The 16,509-nt window shown below is 70.0% G+C and carries 16 protein-coding genes and 1 pseudogene; 8 read left to right on the top strand and 9 right to left on the bottom strand.

Going from position 1 to position 16,509, the window contains the following annotated elements; genetic code table 11:
• Both C1J00_RS21905 and C1J00_RS21900 read left to right on the top strand, forming a co-directional pair.
• Positions 1 to 406: pseudogene (locus C1J00_RS21905) on the top strand (hypothetical protein); the annotation flags it as partial.
• 301 nt (positions 407 to 707) lie between these two features.
• A complete protein-coding gene (locus C1J00_RS21900; protein ID WP_102910774.1) occupies positions 708 to 1,460 on the top strand; it encodes a hypothetical protein in 753 nt (250 codons plus the stop codon).
• 157 nt (positions 1,461 to 1,617) lie between these two features.
• On the opposite strand, the gene C1J00_RS21895 is transcribed toward C1J00_RS21900, so the two are convergent.
• Complete coding sequence (locus tag C1J00_RS21895; protein WP_102910773.1) at positions 1,618 to 2,034, bottom strand: MerR family transcriptional regulator; 417 nt, start codon at positions 2,032 to 2,034, stop codon at positions 1,618 to 1,620.
• A gap of 406 nt (positions 2,035 to 2,440) precedes the next feature.
• Here C1J00_RS21895 and C1J00_RS21890 point away from each other — a divergent pair, with 406 nt between their 5' ends.
• Positions 2,441 to 3,943: a SulP family inorganic anion transporter gene (locus C1J00_RS21890; protein WP_102910777.1), complete on the top strand. Its 1,503-nt coding sequence runs from the start codon at positions 2,441 to 2,443 to the stop codon at positions 3,941 to 3,943.
• A gap of 108 nt (positions 3,944 to 4,051) precedes the next feature.
• Here the strand turns inward: C1J00_RS21890 and C1J00_RS21885 are convergent, their stop codons facing one another.
• Together C1J00_RS21885 and C1J00_RS21880 are read right to left on the bottom strand one after the other, a co-directional pair.
• Positions 4,052 to 5,284, bottom strand: coding sequence for an MFS transporter (locus C1J00_RS21885; protein WP_102910776.1), 1,233 nt, complete (start codon positions 5,282 to 5,284; stop codon positions 4,052 to 4,054).
• The gene (locus C1J00_RS21880; protein ID WP_102910772.1) at positions 5,281 to 6,687 is read right to left on the bottom strand and encodes an NAD(P)-binding domain-containing protein; all 1,407 of its coding nucleotides are present in this window, start codon (positions 6,685 to 6,687) and stop codon (positions 5,281 to 5,283) included. The genes C1J00_RS21885 and C1J00_RS21880 overlap by 4 nt, the downstream gene beginning before the upstream one ends.
• A gap of 109 nt (positions 6,688 to 6,796) precedes the next feature.
• On the opposite strand from C1J00_RS21880, the gene C1J00_RS21875 reads away from it, so the two are divergent.
• Positions 6,797 to 7,855 carry a flavin-containing monooxygenase gene (locus C1J00_RS21875; RefSeq protein ID WP_102910771.1) on the top strand — a complete coding sequence of 353 codons (1,059 nt, stop codon included), beginning with the start codon at positions 6,797 to 6,799 and terminating at the stop codon, positions 7,853 to 7,855.
• Between the two features lie 51 nt (positions 7,856 to 7,906).
• Positions 7,907 to 8,281, top strand: a complete 375-nt coding sequence (locus C1J00_RS21870; protein WP_102910770.1) for an ArsR/SmtB family transcription factor — start codon at positions 7,907 to 7,909, stop codon at positions 8,279 to 8,281.
• 105 nt (positions 8,282 to 8,386) lie between these two features.
• Here the strand turns inward: C1J00_RS21870 and trxA are convergent, their stop codons facing one another.
• The 3 genes from trxA to C1J00_RS21855 are packed head-to-tail and all read right to left on the bottom strand — an operon-like array spanning position 8,387 to position 10,147.
• Positions 8,387 to 8,710 (bottom strand): thioredoxin, encoded by a 324-nt coding sequence (trxA, locus tag C1J00_RS21865; protein ID WP_102910769.1) that lies wholly within the window; start codon positions 8,708 to 8,710, stop codon positions 8,387 to 8,389.
• A 28-nt stretch (positions 8,711 to 8,738) separates the two neighbouring features.
• On the bottom strand, positions 8,739 to 9,728 hold the full coding sequence (gene trxB, locus C1J00_RS21860; protein WP_102910768.1) for a thioredoxin-disulfide reductase: 990 nt from the start codon (positions 9,726 to 9,728) through the stop codon (positions 8,739 to 8,741).
• Entirely contained in the window at positions 9,725 to 10,147 is a 423-nt protein-coding gene (locus tag C1J00_RS21855; protein WP_102910767.1) for an arsenate reductase ArsC, read from the bottom strand. Before C1J00_RS21855 ends, trxB begins: the two co-directional genes overlap by 4 nt.
• Positions 10,148 to 10,236: 89 nt before the next feature.
• Between C1J00_RS21855 and C1J00_RS21850 the strand changes: the two genes are divergently transcribed.
• The 3 genes from C1J00_RS21850 to C1J00_RS21840 are packed head-to-tail and all read left to right on the top strand — an operon-like array spanning position 10,237 to position 12,756.
• The gene (locus tag C1J00_RS21850; RefSeq protein ID WP_102910766.1) at positions 10,237 to 10,545 is read left to right on the top strand and encodes an ArsR/SmtB family transcription factor; all 309 of its coding nucleotides are present in this window, start codon (positions 10,237 to 10,239) and stop codon (positions 10,543 to 10,545) included.
• The gene (gene arsB, locus C1J00_RS21845; RefSeq protein WP_102910765.1) at positions 10,542 to 11,648 is read left to right on the top strand and encodes an ACR3 family arsenite efflux transporter; all 1,107 of its coding nucleotides are present in this window, start codon (positions 10,542 to 10,544) and stop codon (positions 11,646 to 11,648) included. The genes C1J00_RS21850 and arsB overlap by 4 nt, the downstream gene beginning before the upstream one ends.
• A gap of 37 nt (positions 11,649 to 11,685) precedes the next feature.
• Positions 11,686 to 12,756 (top strand): ArsO family NAD(P)H-dependent flavin-containing monooxygenase, encoded by a 1,071-nt coding sequence (locus C1J00_RS21840; RefSeq protein WP_102910764.1) that lies wholly within the window; start codon positions 11,686 to 11,688, stop codon positions 12,754 to 12,756.
• A gap of 573 nt (positions 12,757 to 13,329) precedes the next feature.
• Here C1J00_RS21840 and C1J00_RS21835 read toward each other — a convergent pair.
• From C1J00_RS21835 to C1J00_RS45365, 3 genes are all read right to left on the bottom strand, one after another.
• Positions 13,330 to 14,097 (bottom strand): hypothetical protein, encoded by a 768-nt coding sequence (locus tag C1J00_RS21835; RefSeq protein ID WP_102910763.1) that lies wholly within the window; start codon positions 14,095 to 14,097, stop codon positions 13,330 to 13,332.
• 3 nt (positions 14,098 to 14,100) lie between these two features.
• Complete coding sequence (locus C1J00_RS21830) at positions 14,101 to 16,104, bottom strand: hypothetical protein (RefSeq protein WP_146046230.1); 2,004 nt, start codon at positions 16,102 to 16,104, stop codon at positions 14,101 to 14,103.
• A 62-nt stretch (positions 16,105 to 16,166) separates the two neighbouring features.
• Positions 16,167 to 16,509: hypothetical protein (locus tag C1J00_RS45365; protein WP_180989642.1), on the bottom strand; the 343-nt coding region annotated here is incomplete at its 5' end.

Below are 16,509 nucleotides of genomic sequence, written 5' to 3'. Positions count from 1 at the left end.
ACCCCCGAAGCACGCTCCCGCCGCCGCGGCGAACTCAGCCGAACCCGCGAAGAGTTCACCCGCTCCGCGCGGCCCGGCTCGCCCTCGGCAGACCCAGCCGAAGGCCGCGCCGTCGCCGTCCATGGCGCCCACCGTCCGGCAGGCCATCGCCACGTTCATGGGCGAGTCCTCCGGGCAGGCCGATGCCACCGCGATGCTGCTGCTGGGCACCCATCTGGGCTCCCACAACCGGCTGACCGTGCTGGACGAGGACGGCGCCGCCGACCGGCTCGCCCGCTGGAGCCTCGGGCACTGGGGTGACGGCGGCGACCGCGCGCAGCGGTGCCTGAGCACGATCTGCCGGGCGGTCGACTTCTGGGGCGCCCGCGGCTGGCTCACCTCCGACCCGGCCGCCGGCCTGCGCTGAGGAAGACCGGAAGCGTAGAGGGCCTACCTGGGGCTGCCGCGCCGAGGAGTCTGCTTCACACCAAGCGACTCTCACGTTAGGTTAGAGATGAACATCGGAAGGCCACCGTTCGTCCCGCCTCGGGCCACAGAGGCGGGGCCTCAGGGCCGTCGTTCCGAAGCGGCCGTCGGGTCGCAGCCCGCGAGGCCGCCTCCTGTCCTGCCCCGCAGGTCTCGCGGGCCGCACACCCCCGGCGCGGTTGCGGACCGCACCCCCGAAGCCGCCTGATCGGCAGTCCGTCCCGAGTGCGCAAGGAGTCCGCATGCTGTCCTCGACCTCGCCCCCCGGCACCGGATCCGCCACGGACGGGCCGGAGACTGAACGCTTCTTGGCGGCCGCCGTACGCCTCGCCGGCACCCTCCCCGCCGTGCGCCCCACCTTGGCCATCGTGCGAAGCTGGGACCGCGGTGGCCGGGAGCGGGCCCTGCTGCTGCGCACACGGCTGGCCGAACACGGCATACGCAGCACGGAGTTGAGTCCCATCCCCGAAGCCGGCGAGCGTGGCGGCCCAGACCGCGGCGTCCGGCGCCCGGCCGTCGATTTACTGGTGCACGCCGGAGGACCCCATCCGGAGCAGGCCATGCGGGCCGCGGCCCTGTGGCAGCTGCCGCTGCTGATCGACCGCCCCGAGGGGCGGTCGGGCGGCGAGCTGAACGCCTTCGGAGCCCATCGCAGCCCCGTCATCGGCATCCATCTCCCCGACGGCGGCTTCGGCGTCGCCGTGCGCGAGACCATCCTGGTCTCCCTGCAGCCGCACCCGGGCAACGCTCGCCTTATCCTCGGCAACGAGAAGATCACCGCACCCGGCGACCTGCCCCTGCGCATCACCCTGGCCGAGGAGGGGCTGCTGGAGGCGCGCGGTGACTCCTTCGGCAGACGCCTCATCCGCCGACTTCGCTTCGAACGCGCCTGGGGCGCCTACCGGTTGGACGTGGACGGCGCACCCGCCCGCGAGGTGCGCGCCCCACTGCGCATCGAGGCCCTGCCCGGCCGCCTGCACCTGCTGCACCCCTAGTAGCACGCCAGCGCGCCGGGGCGAGGTTGGGCGGGTGACTCACCCTGTGGCGGGCGCAGCCACGGGCTTCCGGCCTGCAAAGCCGTTCCCGGGCCGCATCAGGGGGCGGACCGCCATAGCCGTGGCCCCCGTCTGGTGCTGCGACCGCCGACGCGGCTCAGGTGCCCGCGCGGGCATCGGCCTGCAGGCGGCGGCGGAGTGTGGTGGCGAAGTCCTCGGCCATCTCCAGACGGGCCCGCAGGGTCTCGCAGCGGGCGTCGGCCACCTTGCGGTAGGAGTCCAGCCGCTCCCGCAGCCGCTCGCGCTCCTCGCCGGCGGGCGGGTCGTCGGTGGCGGCGAGGCGGTCGGTGATGTCCAGCAGGTCGCGCATCTCCTCCAGGGAGAAGTCCAGCGGCTTCATCCGGCGGATCACCATCAGGCGCTCGACGTCGGACTCCGTATACAGCCGGAAGCCACCCTTGCTGCGGGCCGAGGGGATCACCAGGCCCACTTCCTCGTAGTGCCGGATGGTGCGCAGAGACAAACCGGTCCGCTCGGCCACCTCACCGATCTGCATCTGCCGCTGATCCGTCATCGCCCCATGATCCCCTTCGTTGTTTTCTTCGATTTTCGAATCCGTAAAGCAACCCACCTTACGTGAGATGAATCACGGGATCTCGGCGGGTATTTACCTGTGTTTCACAAGCCGCAAGTCGCACTCTGCCCTCACGTCAGGGTAGAGTCTCTACGTGTTCACGGCCGCCGTCGAGAGTGACGGCAGGAGTGAACGCCATAGCGTGGGCTGACCGGGCCCCGATGGCATCCGAAGACTTCCGGGCCATGATGCCCGACCGGCAGCCGGACGGCTGCCTTGCAGATCGGCTGGGCCCCGTTGAAGTGGCCGGGCCGCCGAGGATTCCGCCTCATTCGTGCGCGGAGTCGTGTACGACGTGGACGCGTCCGCCCTCTGCTGGCGCATCCGCCTGAACAGAAACGGTTGCATGTCCTCACCGCTGTCCGCAGCCCCGAAGTTCCGCCTGGCCAAGCCCGACTGGCTCGACTCCCCGAAGGTCTTCCGTACCGAGGTGCTGGCCGGCTTGGTCGTCGCCCTGGCCCTGATCCCCGAGGCGATCTCCTTCTCCATCATCGCCGGGGTCGACCCGGCGGTCGGCCTGTTCGCCTCCTTCACCATGGCCGTCGTCATCTCGGTCGTGGGCGGCCGCAAGGCCATGATCTCCGCCGCGACCGGCGCGATCGCCCTGGTCATCGCCCCGCTCAATCACGAGCACGGTCTCGGCTATCTGATCGCGGCCGTCATCCTCGCCGGCGTCTTCCAGGTGATCCTGGGCGCGCTGGGTGTGGCCAAGCTCATGCGGTTCGTGCCGCGCAGCGTCATGGTCGGCTTCGTCAACGCCCTCGCCATCCTGATCTTCATGGCGCAGGTGCCGGAGCTGCACGACGTGCCGTGGGCCGTGTATCCGCTCGTCATCGGCGGTCTCGCCCTGATGGTGTTCTTCCCGAAGGTCACCAAGGTGATCCCGGCCCCGCTGGTCTCCATCGTCGTCCTGACCGTGATCACCGTGGCGGCCGCGATCGCGGTGCCGACCGTCGGCGACAAGGGTGAGCTGCCCTCCTCGCTGCCCGTGCCGGGCCTGCCCGACGTGCCCTTCACGATGGACACGCTGACCACCATCGCCCCCTACGCCTTCGCGATGGCGCTGGTCGGTCTCATGGAGTCGCTGATGACGGCCAAGCTCGTCGACGACATCACCGACACCCACTCGGGCAAGACGCGTGAGTCGATCGGCCAGGGCGTCGCCAACATCATCACCGGCTTCTTCGGCGGCATGGGCGGCTGCGCCATGATCGGCCAGACGATGATCAACGTGAAGGTGTCCGGCGCGCGCACCCGCCTGTCGACCTTCCTGGCGGGCTCCTTCCTGATGGTGCTGTGCATCGTCTTCGGCCCGGTCGTCTCCGACATTCCCATGGCCGCCCTGGTCGCCGTCATGATCATGGTGTCGTTCGCGACCTTCGACTGGCACTCCATCGCCCCGAAGACCATCAAGCGGATGCCGCTCGGCGAGATGACCGTCATGGTCGTCACCGTCGCGTGCGTGGTCGCCACCCACAACCTGGCCATCGGCGTCGTGGTCGGCTGCATCACCGCGATGGTCGTCTTCGCCAAGCGCGTCGCGCACCTGGTCAACGTCTCCGGTGTGGTCGACCCCGACGGCAACCAGGTTGTCTACGCCGTCACCGGCGAGCTGTTCTTCGCCTCCTCCAACGACCTCGTCTACCAGTTCAACTACAAGGACGACCCGGACGACGTCGTCATAGACCTCTCCGCCGCCCACATCTGGGACGCCTCCTCCGTCGCAGCCTTGGACGCCGTCGAGACGAAGTACGCCCAGCGGGGCAAGAAGGTGACCATCATCGGCCTGAACAAGTCCAGCGCCGACATGCACGAGCGCCTCGCCGGCCAGCTGACCGGCAGCCACTGAGACTGCAGAGGCCGCCCTTCCCCTTGCTACGGACGTAGCAAGGGGAAGGGCGGCCTCTCTGTGCCTGGGCCGGGCCCGGGACAACTACCGGTCACGAGTTTTCCCGGATCAGACATGAGGGCTGCCGTCACCGGACCGTACGGTCGTGCGCAGGGCGATGAGGGACGCCAGGACGGAGAGGACGGCCAGCACGCCGAACATCTGGGAGTAGCCGCCCAAGGGCAGGACGAGCACGGCTCCGGCGAACGGTGCCAGTGCCGCGGCCATCGAGGCGGGAGCGGCGAGGAGTCCTGACAGTCGGCCGTAATGCGTGGTGCCCCACCGGTCGGTCACCGCCGTGGCCTGGAGAAGAGTGAGGTTGCCTCGGACCGCACCGGCTGCGATCGACAGGCTGACCAGCAGGGCGTATGGGCCGGGGACGAGCGCGAGGGCCACTGTGGTGGCACCGCCGAGCGCGATCAGGGCGGTGGTGCGGGCGGTCGGTCGGGTGTGGCGGGCGAGTGCGGCATACAGGGTGCGGCCCAGGGTCTGTCCGGCACCGCCGAGGCCGAGGGCCCAGGCCGCCTGGGTGGTGGTGTATCCGCGTTCGAGCAGCAACGGGACCAGAGCGATGACGACGGCGTACATCGCGAAGGACGAGAAGGTCAGCGCTGCTGCCAGCATCCAGAACGGGCGGGTTCGCTCCGCCCGCTCAGCGGCCTGTTCCGCCATTACGGGTGAGTGGGGTGCGTCAGGCCAGGGAGCCTTCAGGGCGAGGGCGTGCGCCGGGATCGTGATCACGGCCAGGACTGCGGCGAGCACCAGGTAGGTCGTACGCCAGGACATGTGGTCGGCGAGCGCGGCGGTCACGGGGGCGAAGACCGTGGAGGCGAGACCGCCGGCGAGTGTCACGATGGTCAGGGCGCGGATGTGGTCGGGCGCCCACCAGCGGGTGAGGGCCGCGAAGGCGGGCTGGTAGAAGGTGGACGCCATGGCGAGTCCGGCGCACAGCCATCCGGCCACGAACACGACGATGTTGGGGGCTGCTGCCACGATCACGAGGCTGAGCACGCCGAGGACCGAGCCGGTCGTCATGACGGCGCGCGGCCCGCGGTGGTCGAGCAGGCGCCCCACGCGGATTCCGGCCAGTGCGGAGACCAGCAGTGCCGCGGAGAAGGCGGCCGTGGTCGCGCCTGTGGACCAGCCGGTGTCAGCGGTGATCTGCGGGTTCAGGACGGGGAAGGCGTAGTAGACGATGCCCCAGCTGGTGATCTGCGTGGCGCAGAGCGCGGGCAGGGCGGCGCGGGGCCGCGACCGGTCCCCTGTTCCGGTCGCGGCCCCGCTGGTGGCGACGTCGGTCATGAGCCGCAGCATCCGCCGCCCGACGCCTGCTCGGTGGGTGCGGTCGGCTCGGTCGCCGGGGCGCTGCCGATCTGGACCAGAGCGGGCGCGGGGGCACAGCAGCCTCCGGCGTCGGCATCGGCGTCGGGCTGGTCGAAGAGTCCGGCGCCGCCGCAGACCCCGGTTTCGGGCAGGGTGAGCTCGACACGGTCGGCGGCCTCCAGGTCGCCGGCGATGGCGGCGGCCACGGAGCGGACCTGCTCGTAGCCGGTCATGGCCAGGAACGTCGGCGCGCGGCCGTAGGACTTCATGCCGACGAGGTAGATGCCCTGTTCGGGGTGGGACAGCTCGCGGTGGCCGTGGGGGTACACGGTGCCGCAGGAGTGCTGGTTGGGGTCGATCAGCGGTGCGAGCTCGACCGGCGCCTGGAGGCGCTCGTCCAGGTTGAGGCGGACCTCGGACAGGAACGACAGGTCGGGACGGAAGCCGGTCAGCACGATCACCTCGTCCACGGCATCGAGGCGTCGGCCGTCCTCGCCCACCAGCACGAGTCGGCCGTCACCGTCGCGCTCGATCGCCTCGGTGCGGAACCCGGTGACGGCATCGGCGTAGCCCTCGTCGACGGCGGCCTTCGCCGCGAGGCCCAGGGCGCCTCGGGCGGGAAGCTGGTCGGCGGTGCCGCCGCCGAAGGTGGAGCCCGAGATCCCGCGGCGCAGGATCCACACCGCCCGCGTCCCGGTGCCGTCGCCGGACTTGGCGAGGTCGGCCAGGTAGGCCAGGGCAGTGAAGGCGGAGGCGCCCGAGCCGATGACCGCCGTGCGCTTCCCGGCGTAACGGGCCTGTACGGCCGGGTCCTTGAGGTCGGGGACACGGTAGGTGACGTGGTCGGCGGCGGCCTTCTCGCCCAGCGCCGGGAGGCCGCTGCCGCCGGCCGGGCTCGGTGTGGTCCAGGTGCCGGAGGCGTCGATCACCGCGCCGGCGAAGACGCGCTCTTCCGTGCCGTCCGCGTTCCTGAGGTGCACGACGAAGGGCTGGGTTTCCCGGTCGGCGTCGACGATCCGGTCACGGCCGGCTCGGGAGACGCCGGTGACGGTGGCGCCGAAGCGGACTCGCTCGCCCAGGACGTCGGCGAGTGGCTGAAGGTACTGCTTGGCCCAGTCACCGCCCGAGGGGTAGGTGGCGGGGTCCGGCTTGACCCAGCCGGTGGGGGCGAGCAGCTTCTCCGCGGCAGGGTCGGTGACCTCGCCCCAGGTGGAGAACAGCCGCACGTGCGCCCACTCGCGCACTGCCGCTCCGGCGGCCGGACCGGCTTCCAGGATCAGGGGCTCGATGCCGTGGTCGACGAGGTGGGCGGCAGCGGCCAGCCCGGTCGGTCCGGCTCCGATCACAACGACGGGCAGCTCGGCGGTGGCGGGCGCGTTCACGGCGACTCCCTGCATGTTTCGACGTCTGTCAATGGCTTGCGCAGCCAGCATGGCACCTGATTCGATGAGCGTCAACATAGACATTCACCGAATCAGGCGAGGATGGTTCATGGAGCACATCGATGTAGCGGTGATCGGCGGCGGTCAGTCCGGGCTGGCCGCGGCGCAGGCCCTGCTGCGGGAGAGACTTCAGCCGGTGGTCCTGGAGGCGTCCGAACGGGCCGCCGGGTCGTGGCCGCGCTACTACGACAACCTCACCCTGTTCTCACCCGCCCGGTACAGCTCACTGCCGGGCATGCCGTTCCCCGGCGGCGATCCGGACCGCTACCCGCACCGGGACGAGGTCATCGCCTACCTGACCGCCTACGCCGCCCGCCTGGACGCCGACGTCCGCACCCGCAGCCGCGTCACCGCCGTGCGGGCAGACGGCCCGGGGTTCGTCGTGGAGTTGGAGGGCGGCGGGCGCCTGGCGGCCCGGGCGGTGGTCGCCGCATCCGGCACCTTCGGCCGCCCGCATCGTCCGGGGTTGCCTGGCCTGGAGCGGTTCACGGGTGCGGTGCTGCACGCCGCCGACTACCGACGCCCCGAGCCCTTCGCCGGTCAGCGAGTGGTCGTGGTGGGCGCCGGGAACTCCGCGGTGCAGATCGCCGCCGAACTCGCCGCCGTGGCACAGGTGACGCTCGCCAGCCGTCACCCGGTGAAGTTCGCGCGTCAGCGCATTCTCGGCCGCGACCTGCACTTCTGGCTGAAGCGAATCGGCCTCGACACCGCCCCGCTCGGCCGCCTGGTGCGGACTCCGCCGACCCAGTTGGTCATCGACGACGGCCACTACCGGGCCGCGGTCGCGGACGGAGCGCCGGACCGGCGGGAGCTGTTCACCGACGCCGAGGGCAGCAAAGTGACCTGGGCCGACGGGAGCGCCGAGGCGGTGGACACCATCCTGCTCGCCACCGGCTACCGCCCGGACCTGCCCTACCTGGCATCACTCGGCGCCCTCGACGGTACGGGTCATCCGCTGCACCGCGACGGCGCGTCCTCCGTGCGCCCGGGCCTGGCGTTCACCGGCCTGGAATGGCAGCGAAGCCTGTCCTCCAACTCCCTGCGCGGTGTGGGCCGCGACGCAGCCCGCGCCGCTCGGAGACTGGCCGCCCACCTGTCCAGCACGTGATGTCGCTTGCCGCCCTCCCTCACTTGGTTCGACATATGTCAACATAGACGTATGTCAAACGCGAGGGTGTTGCCGCTGCTGGAGCCTGACGCCGGCCAGGTTGTGGTGCCGTGCTGCCCGCCGCTCACCGAGCGCCCCATGACCGCGCAGGAGGCCGAGACCGCCGCGCGGATGTTCAAGGCGCTCGGCGATCCGGTGCGTCTGCGGCTGTTCTCGGCGGTGGCCTCGCACGAGGGCGGCGAGGCGTGCGTGTGCGACATCTCCGATGTCGGCGTCTCCCAGCCGACGGTCTCCCACCACCTGAAGAAGCTCAAGGAGGCCGGGCTGCTCACTTCGGAGCGGCGCGGCACGTGGGTGTACTACCGGGTCGAGCCGTCCGTCCTTGCCGCGATGGGCAAGCTCCTGACGACTGCGGATGCGGCCTGACGCCCGGGCCGGATCGAGCTACCGACTCCTGGCTGAGTGCCCCGGCGCCTGGTTACCAGCCTCTGATGATCAGTACTGCGCGGGAATCGCACAGGTAGCCACGCGTCAGACGAGGTGGTCGGCCAGCTCGCGTTCCAAGGCGGCCTTCGGCTTGGCGCCGACGATGGTCTGCACGACCTCACCGCTCTTGTAGACGTTCATCGTCGGGATGGACATCACGCCGTACTGGGCGGCGATGGCCGGGTTCTCGTCGATGTTGAGCTTGACGATCTCGATCTTGTCGCCGTGCTCGGCTGCGATCGCCTCCAGGGAAGGCGCCAGCTGGCGGCACGGGCCGCACCAGGCGGCCCAGAAGTCGACCAGGACGGGCTTGTCGCTCTTGAGGACGTCCTGCTCGAAGGAGTCCTCGGTCACGTTCTTGAGAGCCATGGGGTGCTTCTCTCCTGCGGGTGGGGCGTCAGACGGCGGCCGCGAGCGGCTCGTCCTCGGTGTGGGACTCGCTCGTGCCCGCATCGGCGAGGGCTGCGAGGTACCGCTCGGCGTCGAGCGCGGCCGCGCATCCGGTGCCGGCGGCGGTGATGGCCTGGCGGTAGGTGTGGTCGACGACGTCACCGGCGGCGAAGACGCCGGGGATGTTCGTGCGGGTGGACGGGGACTGCACCTTGAGGTAGCCGTCCTCGTCCAGCTCCAGCTGGCCCTTGAACAGTTCGGTGCGCGGGTCGTGGCCGATCGCGATGAACAGACCGGAGACGTCCAGGTCGCGGGTAGCGCCGGTGAAGACATCGCGGAGCACGACGCCCCCGAGCATGCCGTCCTTCTCCTTGATCTCGGCGATCTCGCTGTCGAAAGCGAAGGAGATCTTGTCGTCGGCGAAGGCCCGGTTCTGCATGACCTGGGAGGCGCGCAGGGTGGAACGGCGGTGGACCACCGTGACCGAGCGAGCGAAGCGGGTGAGGAAGGTGGCCTCCTCCATCGCGGTGTCGCCACCGCCGACCACGACGATGTCCCGGTCACGGAAGAAGAAGCCGTCGCAGGTGGCGCACCAGGACACGCCACGCCCGGACAGTTCCTCCTCGTTCGGCAGGCCGAGCTTGCGGTAGCCGGAACCGGTCGCGACGATCACGGCCCGCGCCCGGTGCACGGTCCCGGCGGTGTCGGTGACGGCCTTGATGTCCCCGCTCAGGTCGACTTCGACGGCATCGTCCTCGACGATCTCGGCGCCGAACCTCTCGGCCTGCGACCGCATGTTCAGCATGAGATCCGGGCCGTCGATGCCCTCGGGAAAGCCGGGGAAGTTCTCGACCTCAGTGGTCGTCGTGAGCGAGCCGCCTACGAAGACGGCGCCACCGAAGACGAGCGGCTCGAGGCCGGCGCGGGCGGTGTAGAGGGCGGCGGTGTATCCGGCGGGTCCGGAGCCGATGACGATGACGTTCCGGATCTCGCTCACGCGGTGGTCTCCGGCTTCTCCGGCGCGATCTCCTCGATCAGGCCCTCGACCAGCTTCTTGATCTCGTCGCGGATCGGCCGCACGGCCTCGACGCCCTGGCCGGCCGGGTCGTCCAGCTGCCAGTCGAGGTACTTCTTGCCGGGGAAGACCGGGCAGGTGTCGCCGCAGCCCATGGTGATGCAGACGTCCGACTCCTTGACCGCGTCGATGGTCAGGATCTTCGGGGTCTCGGCGGAGATGTCGATACCGACCTCGCGCATGGCCTCGACGGCGGCCGGGTTGACCTTGTCGCCGGGCGCGGAACCGGCGGAGCGGACCTCGACGCGGTCCCCGGCCAGGTGGCTCAGCCACGCGGCGGCCATCTGGGAGCGGCCCGCGTTGTGGACACAAACGAAGAGCACAGAGGGCTTGTCGGACATCAGAGGTCTCTCTTGTCTCGCAAGGAACGGGCACAGCTCACATCAGCACCCGGTGGTGTCAGCCACCACTGATGTGAGAGTATCAGCCCATGATGACGTCAGTCGACACTGACCTGATCCGGGTTCTGGCCGACCCACTCAGGCTCCAGATCGTGACCTTGCTGGCCAGAGAGACGCTGTGTACCACCCACCTGGTGGAGGAGACCGGCGCCCGGCAGACCAACCTCTCCAACCACCTCAGGGTGCTGCGGGAGGCCGGGGTCGTCGAGACGGAGCCGTGCGGCCGGTACACCTACTACAAGGTGCGCCCGGACGTCATCGCCCAGCTCGCCGGCCAGTTCGCCGACCTAGCCGAGTCCGCACGCAATGCCGCCGACAACAAGAGGGCCTGTCCGTGACCCGCACCGAAGCACCCGCGACCACCGAAGAATCGGTGGTCGCCAAGCTGTCGACGCTCGACCGCTTCCTCGCCGTCTGGATCCTGCTCGCCATGGCCATCGGCCTCGGCCTCGGCCGTGTGATCCCCGGCCTCAACGACGCCCTCGCGAAGGTCGAGATCGGCGGCATCTCCCTGCCGATCGCCATCGGCCTGCTGATCATGATGTACCCGGTCCTGGCCAAGGTCCGCTACGACAAGCTCGACGCCGTCACCGGCGACAAGAGGCTCATGGCCTCGTCGCTGGTCATCAACTGGATCGTCGGCCCGGCCGTGATGTTCGCCCTGGCCTGGATCTTCCTGCCGGACCTGCCCGAGTACCGCACCGGCCTGATCATCGTCGGCCTCGCCCGCTGCATCGCCATGGTCATCATCTGGAACGACCTCGCCTGCGGCGACCGCGAAGCCGCCGCCGTGCTCGTGGCACTGAACTCGGTCTTCCAGGTCCTGGCCTTTGGCGTGCTCGGCTGGTTCTACCTCGACCTGCTGCCCGGCTGGCTGGGCCTGGGCGACGGCGAGCACCTCGACATCTCCATGTGGAAGATCGCCCTGAACGTCGTCATCTTCCTCGGCATCCCGCTGCTGGCCGGCTTCCTCACCCGCCGCATCGGCGAGCAGAAGCTCGGCCGCGAGCAGTACGAGGCGGGCTTCCTGCCGAAGATCGGCCCGTGGGCGCTGTACGGCCTGCTCTTCACGATCGTCATCCTCTTCGCCCTGCAGGGGAAGACGATCACCTCGCAGCCGCTGGACGTCGCCCGTATCGCGCTGCCGCTGCTGGTGTACTTCGCGGTCATGTGGTTCGGCACGTTCGCCCTCGGCAAGGTCATCGGCCTCGCCTACGACCGCACGGCCACACTCGCCTTCACAGCGGCCGGCAACAACTTCGAGCTGGCCATCGCGGTCGCCATCGCCACCTTCGGCGTCACCTCCGGCCAGGCCCTGTCCGGTGTCGTCGGCCCGCTCATCGAGGTCCCGGTGCTGGTGGCTCTGGTGTACGTCTCCCTGGCCTGGCGGCGGAGGTTCAGCACCGGTCGGCGGCTGACGGCGGCACCGCAGGAGAGCTGATGCACTGCTCGGACTGCACCGGCATGGTGCGGACCTCGTGACGGCCGCCCAGCGCACGCAGGTTGTGATCGTCGGCGGCGGCCAGTCCGGGCTCGCCGCCGGCTACCACCTGCGCCGCCTCGGCCTGGACTTCGTCATCCTCGACGCCCAGGCCGAGCCGGGCGGCGCCTGGCGACACGCCTGGGACTCGCTGCACCTGTTCTCCCCGGCCGCGTACTCCTCGCTGCCCGGGCGGCCCATGCCCGTACAGGCGGGGGAGACCTACCCGGACGCACGGCACGTGGTCGGCTACCTCACCGAATACGAGCACCGGTACGGCCTTCCAGTGCACCGGCCGGTCCGCGTCTCCGGCATCCACCGGGACGGCGGACTCCTGCGCGTCGAGACCGGCTCGGGCGACTGGCGGGCCCAGGCCGTCATCAGCGCCACCGGCACCTGGTGGCGCCCCTTCCTACCCGCCGTGCCCGGGCGCTCGGACTTCCGAGGACGGCAGCTGCACACCGTCGAGTACCGCAATCCGCTCGACTTCGCCGGACAGCGCGTCGTCGTGGTCGGCGGCGGCAACTCCGGCGCGCAGATCGCCGCGGACCTGGCGCACGACACCGAGCTGACCTGGGTGACCCAACGCCCACCTCGCTTCCTCGCCGACGACATCGACGGCCGCGCCCTGTTCGACGCGGCCTCCGCCCGCCGCCGCGCCCTCGAGGAGGGCCGTGCCGACACCGGGGGCGTCGCCTCGCTCGGCGACATCGTGGCCGTACCGCCCGTACGTGAGGCGCGGGACGCCGGGCTGCTCAAGGCATCGCCGATGTTCACACGCCTCGACCGCGACGGAGTCGCCTGGGCCGACGGCACGCGGGTTCCGGCGGACACGGTCATCTGGTGCACCGGCTTCCGTCCGGCCCTCTCGCACCTGGCGCCCCTGGGCCTGCGCGGCCCTCGCGGCCACATCGCCACCGCGGGCACGCGAGCCGTGGACGAACCGCGTCTGCACCTGCTCGGCTACGGAGACTGGACCGGCCCTGCCTCGGCCACCCTCATCGGCGTCGGCCGCCCGGCCCGCGACGCGGCCCGCGAAATCGCCGAACTCCTCAAAGACAGAGGCTGATCCGGGCGTCGTCAGCTCAACGTGCTGACGACCTTGCGTACTTCGGCTGCGACGGATTCCGGCAGTGGCGCGTAGTGAATCCTGGCCAGCGGATTTCGGGGCATCAACTGCGCGCGACCGGAGGGGGCCAGGAACTTCCTGGCCCGCACTCAGCCCAGTGCCAACGCCCTACGCCTGGTCATGGCCGCCTGAGGTCGACCAGCTGCTCGGACTCTTTATTCACAGCCTCTTGCACGACGTTTGTCAGGCACTGAGCGAGCGGGACGCAGGCTCCGAGCCAGAGCAGGCAGATACGGAGCAGATGTGAGCGCCCCCGGACTCACCGGAGGCGCGCAGTCGGATCGTGGAGCCCACCGTCCGCCGGGAGATGGCCGTACTGTTGATAGGGCATGTCATCCGGGTTCTTTTCGAGCCTCGTACGCCGCCACGCCGCGTCGAACGAGAGGTTGCCCCGGCTGGCCCGCGCCAGCCGCCCAGCGCGCCAACTCGTCCACGGCGTAAGCAGCCACCGCCACACGGACGTGCTCACCGGACCACCACGTCCGCAAGCACGGGTCGGACCTGCCGCCCTCCTCACGACTCACCCGCCGGATCCACCACGACGTGCCCGTTGACCAGTGCCTGGGCCTTTGCGGCGTGGTGTGGTCGCTGGGCGCTGTGCATGCCGGCGGCCAGGAGGGTGTACAGCATCTGTTTCTGGGTGTGGTCGGGGAAGCTGGAGAGGAACTCGCGCAGCACTTCGACGGCTTCGTGTTCGACGGTCCGCTCGTCCTCCGGGCGGTGCTGGGCGAACACCCCGGCTACCGTGTTCACCTTGTCGGCGAGGGTGGGAAGTTGAGACAAGTCCGCGTTGTCCCGCTCGATCCATCGCGCCAACAGGGCGGCCGGGTTGGCCAGTTCCACGGCGAGCGCGTCGGTCTTCTGCCGGCGGAGGAGATCGGTAACGGCCTGCCGACGTTGAGCGGCCAGCAGTGCGGCCACGGCGGCCCGATCGTCGGGCAGCAGATCGAGCGTCAGCTCGGCCGTGAACTCGACGGGAGGGTCGGTGGGCAGCCGACGCAGCCGGGCGAGATGCTGGCCGCAGACGTCCCGCGCCGAAGCGAGATCGGCTGGGTCGCACGTCTTGGAGACCTTGCCCGCAGCAGCCCTGAGCGTGCTGCGCACCGCCCCCGCGATCTCCTCCACCGGGCCTGGGTACGGCGGCTCGGTGAGCACCGTGGCCGTGATCCGGGCGCTGAAGCCGATTCCGGGGCAGGCACTGCGCAGGCGGACTTCGAAGCGGCTCAGACCGCGCCGTACCGCCCTGCGCTCGCGGCGGCGCGACCATCTTGTGGAGGCCATCGGTCAGGACCCCGCCGAAGCGTGTTCGTGGGCGGAGACAAGAGACGACAACGCCGGAGGCAGCCGGAGGTCCTTGCGCAGTTCGATGACCGCCTCGCCGTCGGCGACCCCGGGCTCGCCGAAGATGAGGGCCGAGACCGGAGTGGCGACCAGGTGATCCAGAACGACCTGGTTGATGATCTCCGTCATGAGCTCGGTCGGCACGTCCGCCGTCTTCCGCACCTCGGCCCAAGCGGCCAGCAGCTGTCGGCATTCCACTTCGACGCGGGTGTCCGCCAGAGCCGCGTTCCAGCCGGCCACAAGCGCTTCCCTGACGTCTTGCTTCAGCTCGGCCGCGGCCAGCATGACCTGTAGAACGTACGGATCCACGCTTGGATCCAGCAGCGACAGGAAGGCTCGGTGTCCCGCCAGGTGCTTCTTCTCGGTAGCCCACTTGATGACCGTGTTCCATACGCGTGGCAGCTGGCCGTCGCGTGCGGCTATGTCCCGCAGCGCCTCCTGCGCCGTCCGTACGGCCTCGTCCGGCTCGGGCCGGTCGAGAATGTGCCGCAGGCGGACGAGGGCCTGGCGCGGGTAGTGCTCGGCGAACTCACCACGGCAGACCAGGGCGACGACCGTTGCGACGGCTTTCGAAGTCTCCTGCGCAGAGTCCAGCAATAGACCCCGGACCCCGGCGCCCAGTGTGTCCGACTCCGCGGCGACGGTCAGGAAGCGGGCGATCAGTGCACGGTGCTCGGGGCTGTCTGCTCCGTTGTCGATCCAGGCGTGGACCTTCTGGACGACCCGGATGTCGTTCTCGGCGACGGCCAGTTCGACCAGGAGGTCGCTGATGGCAGCCAGGTCGCTACCCGCCCCCTTCGGGGATGTGATGGTGTCCAGCCACTTCAGCAGGTGCGCGTGGATGTCGGCACGCTGCTGCCACAGGTGGAGCAGGACCGCACGGGCGTATCCGGGCTTGTGGTCCAGGGACACCGTCCGCCCGGTGACCTCGGCGCCCATCGCGGTCAGCCGGCTGGTCAGATCCGGTCCGGTCAGGATCGTGCGGACGTCTGCCTTCGGTGATTCACCCAGCAGTTCCCGGGCGCCGTCCTGAACAGTCAGCGCATCCTTGCCGTTGAGGAAGACAGCGGAGATCAACAGGGCGCGGTCATCCGGATTGTTCTCGGTCGCAGAGAAGACGTCCCGCACGTCGGTGCGCCACTCCTGGAAGGCGCTCAGGGCTCTCTCGAGACCCTTCGGGGAGTCTTCCGCAGCGGCGAGTTTGGCGGCCAGGTCGGCGGCGTCCGCGGGTCGGCTGCCGTCGGTCAGTTGCTGCGCTGCCTTGCCGGCCAGGCCAGTGCCCGACGGCACACCGGTCAGCCAGTGCAGGCGGCCCGGCTGGTGGTGCACGTACTCCAAATGCATCCTGGCCACGCGACGCGCGGACGGTCGAGCCGTGGCACGGACGACGACGCCCGCTACCGCCCCCGCCACCGCCTCGGGCCAGCCGTGTTCATCGGCGATCACAACGAGGAACGAGCCCGAGAGCCTCAGCTCTTCGGCGTAACTCACCAGTTGCTGAGCGAAAGCGCCCCGATTCTGCCAGTCGCTGATCTCCGCAGCCACGTCCAGCAGGTAGCCCGTGCCCGGCTCATCAGGCAGCTCGGCGACGTCCGGGGAGCCGGGCTTCTCCCAGTCGGGCACGATCTCCTGGAGCTTGAGGGACTGGCCTTGGGCCACCTCCCACAACGCCTTGATTCCGGCGGTTCGCTTGCCATACCCAGGCGGGCCCGTGACGACTGCCAGGCGAGGCCCGTCCCCGGTGAGACGGGCGACGGCCTTCTCTGCGGTCGGCACGCGCTGGTCGCGCACATCCAGCTCCACCCACGCCCGTCGTACGACGTCGAGCTCGGCCTGCGGGATGTTGACCACCGGCAGCTGCGGCTTGTCCTTCATCGTGATGGAGCCGGCGGCCACGATGATCTTCGAGTTCTGGTTGCCGTCGACCTGCACTTGGAAGCCAGGCATCGGCGGGGCGGCGAGCGGAGGCGGAGGCGGAGGCGGTACGGGCCCGGAAAAACCGTCCTCATTCACCGGCTCTGCTCCGGAGCGCGGTAGTGGAAGCCGCCCGAGGCGTTGATGTCGCCGCCGGAGATGACGACCATGCTGTCGGTGTTGTGGTGCACGCTCGTCCGCGCCCCACCGCCGTCGTTCGCCCCCTTGGCCTGGTCGACCAAGTCCTGGAGTTCCTGTGCCGCATCCGGGTGCTTCTGCAGAAACGCCGCCAGCTGGATCATCAGCTCGTTCCGAAGCCGGTCCTCCACCGATCCGCGCTCGCTCTCCGAGCTGTCGACGAGCCGTTGCCGCGCAGCGTCGATGAGCCGCAGTTCCTGCGCGGCACTCTCCTCCCCACCCCGCCGGAAGAGCCGGGCC

The organism is Streptomyces cahuitamycinicus (assembly GCF_002891435.1).
GTDB classification, from domain to species: Bacteria; Actinomycetota; Actinomycetes; order Streptomycetales; family Streptomycetaceae; genus Streptomyces; species Streptomyces cahuitamycinicus.
The sequence above is the reverse complement of the archived record's forward strand: the minus strand, read 5'-3'. Positions and strand labels throughout refer to the sequence as shown.

Bases quoted from the DNA above. Each gene is read 5' to 3' on its own strand.
- C1J00_RS21900 (WP_102910774.1), top strand. From the start codon at position 708: ATGCTGTCCTCGACCTCGCCCCCCGGCACCGGATCCGCCACGGACGGG.
- C1J00_RS21895 (WP_102910773.1), bottom strand. From the start codon at position 2,034: ATGACGGATCAGCGGCAGATGCAGATCGGTGAGGTGGCCGAGCGGACC.
- C1J00_RS21890 (WP_102910777.1), top strand. From the start codon at position 2,441: ATGTCCTCACCGCTGTCCGCAGCCCCGAAGTTCCGCCTGGCCAAGCCC.
- C1J00_RS21885 (WP_102910776.1), bottom strand. From the start codon at position 5,284: ATGACCGACGTCGCCACCAGCGGGGCCGCGACCGGAACAGGGGACCGG.
- C1J00_RS21875 (WP_102910771.1), top strand. From the start codon at position 6,797: ATGGAGCACATCGATGTAGCGGTGATCGGCGGCGGTCAGTCCGGGCTG.
- C1J00_RS21870 (WP_102910770.1), top strand. From the start codon at position 7,907: ATGTCAAACGCGAGGGTGTTGCCGCTGCTGGAGCCTGACGCCGGCCAG.
- trxA (WP_102910769.1), bottom strand. From the start codon at position 8,710: ATGGCTCTCAAGAACGTGACCGAGGACTCCTTCGAGCAGGACGTCCTC.
- C1J00_RS21855 (WP_102910767.1), bottom strand. From the start codon at position 10,147: ATGTCCGACAAGCCCTCTGTGCTCTTCGTTTGTGTCCACAACGCGGGC.
- C1J00_RS21850 (WP_102910766.1), top strand. From the start codon at position 10,237: ATGATGACGTCAGTCGACACTGACCTGATCCGGGTTCTGGCCGACCCA.
- C1J00_RS21835 (WP_102910763.1), bottom strand. From the start codon at position 14,097: ATGGCCTCCACAAGATGGTCGCGCCGCCGCGAGCGCAGGGCGGTACGG.
- C1J00_RS21830 (WP_146046230.1), bottom strand. From the start codon at position 16,104: ATGCCTGGCTTCCAAGTGCAGGTCGACGGCAACCAGAACTCGAAGATC.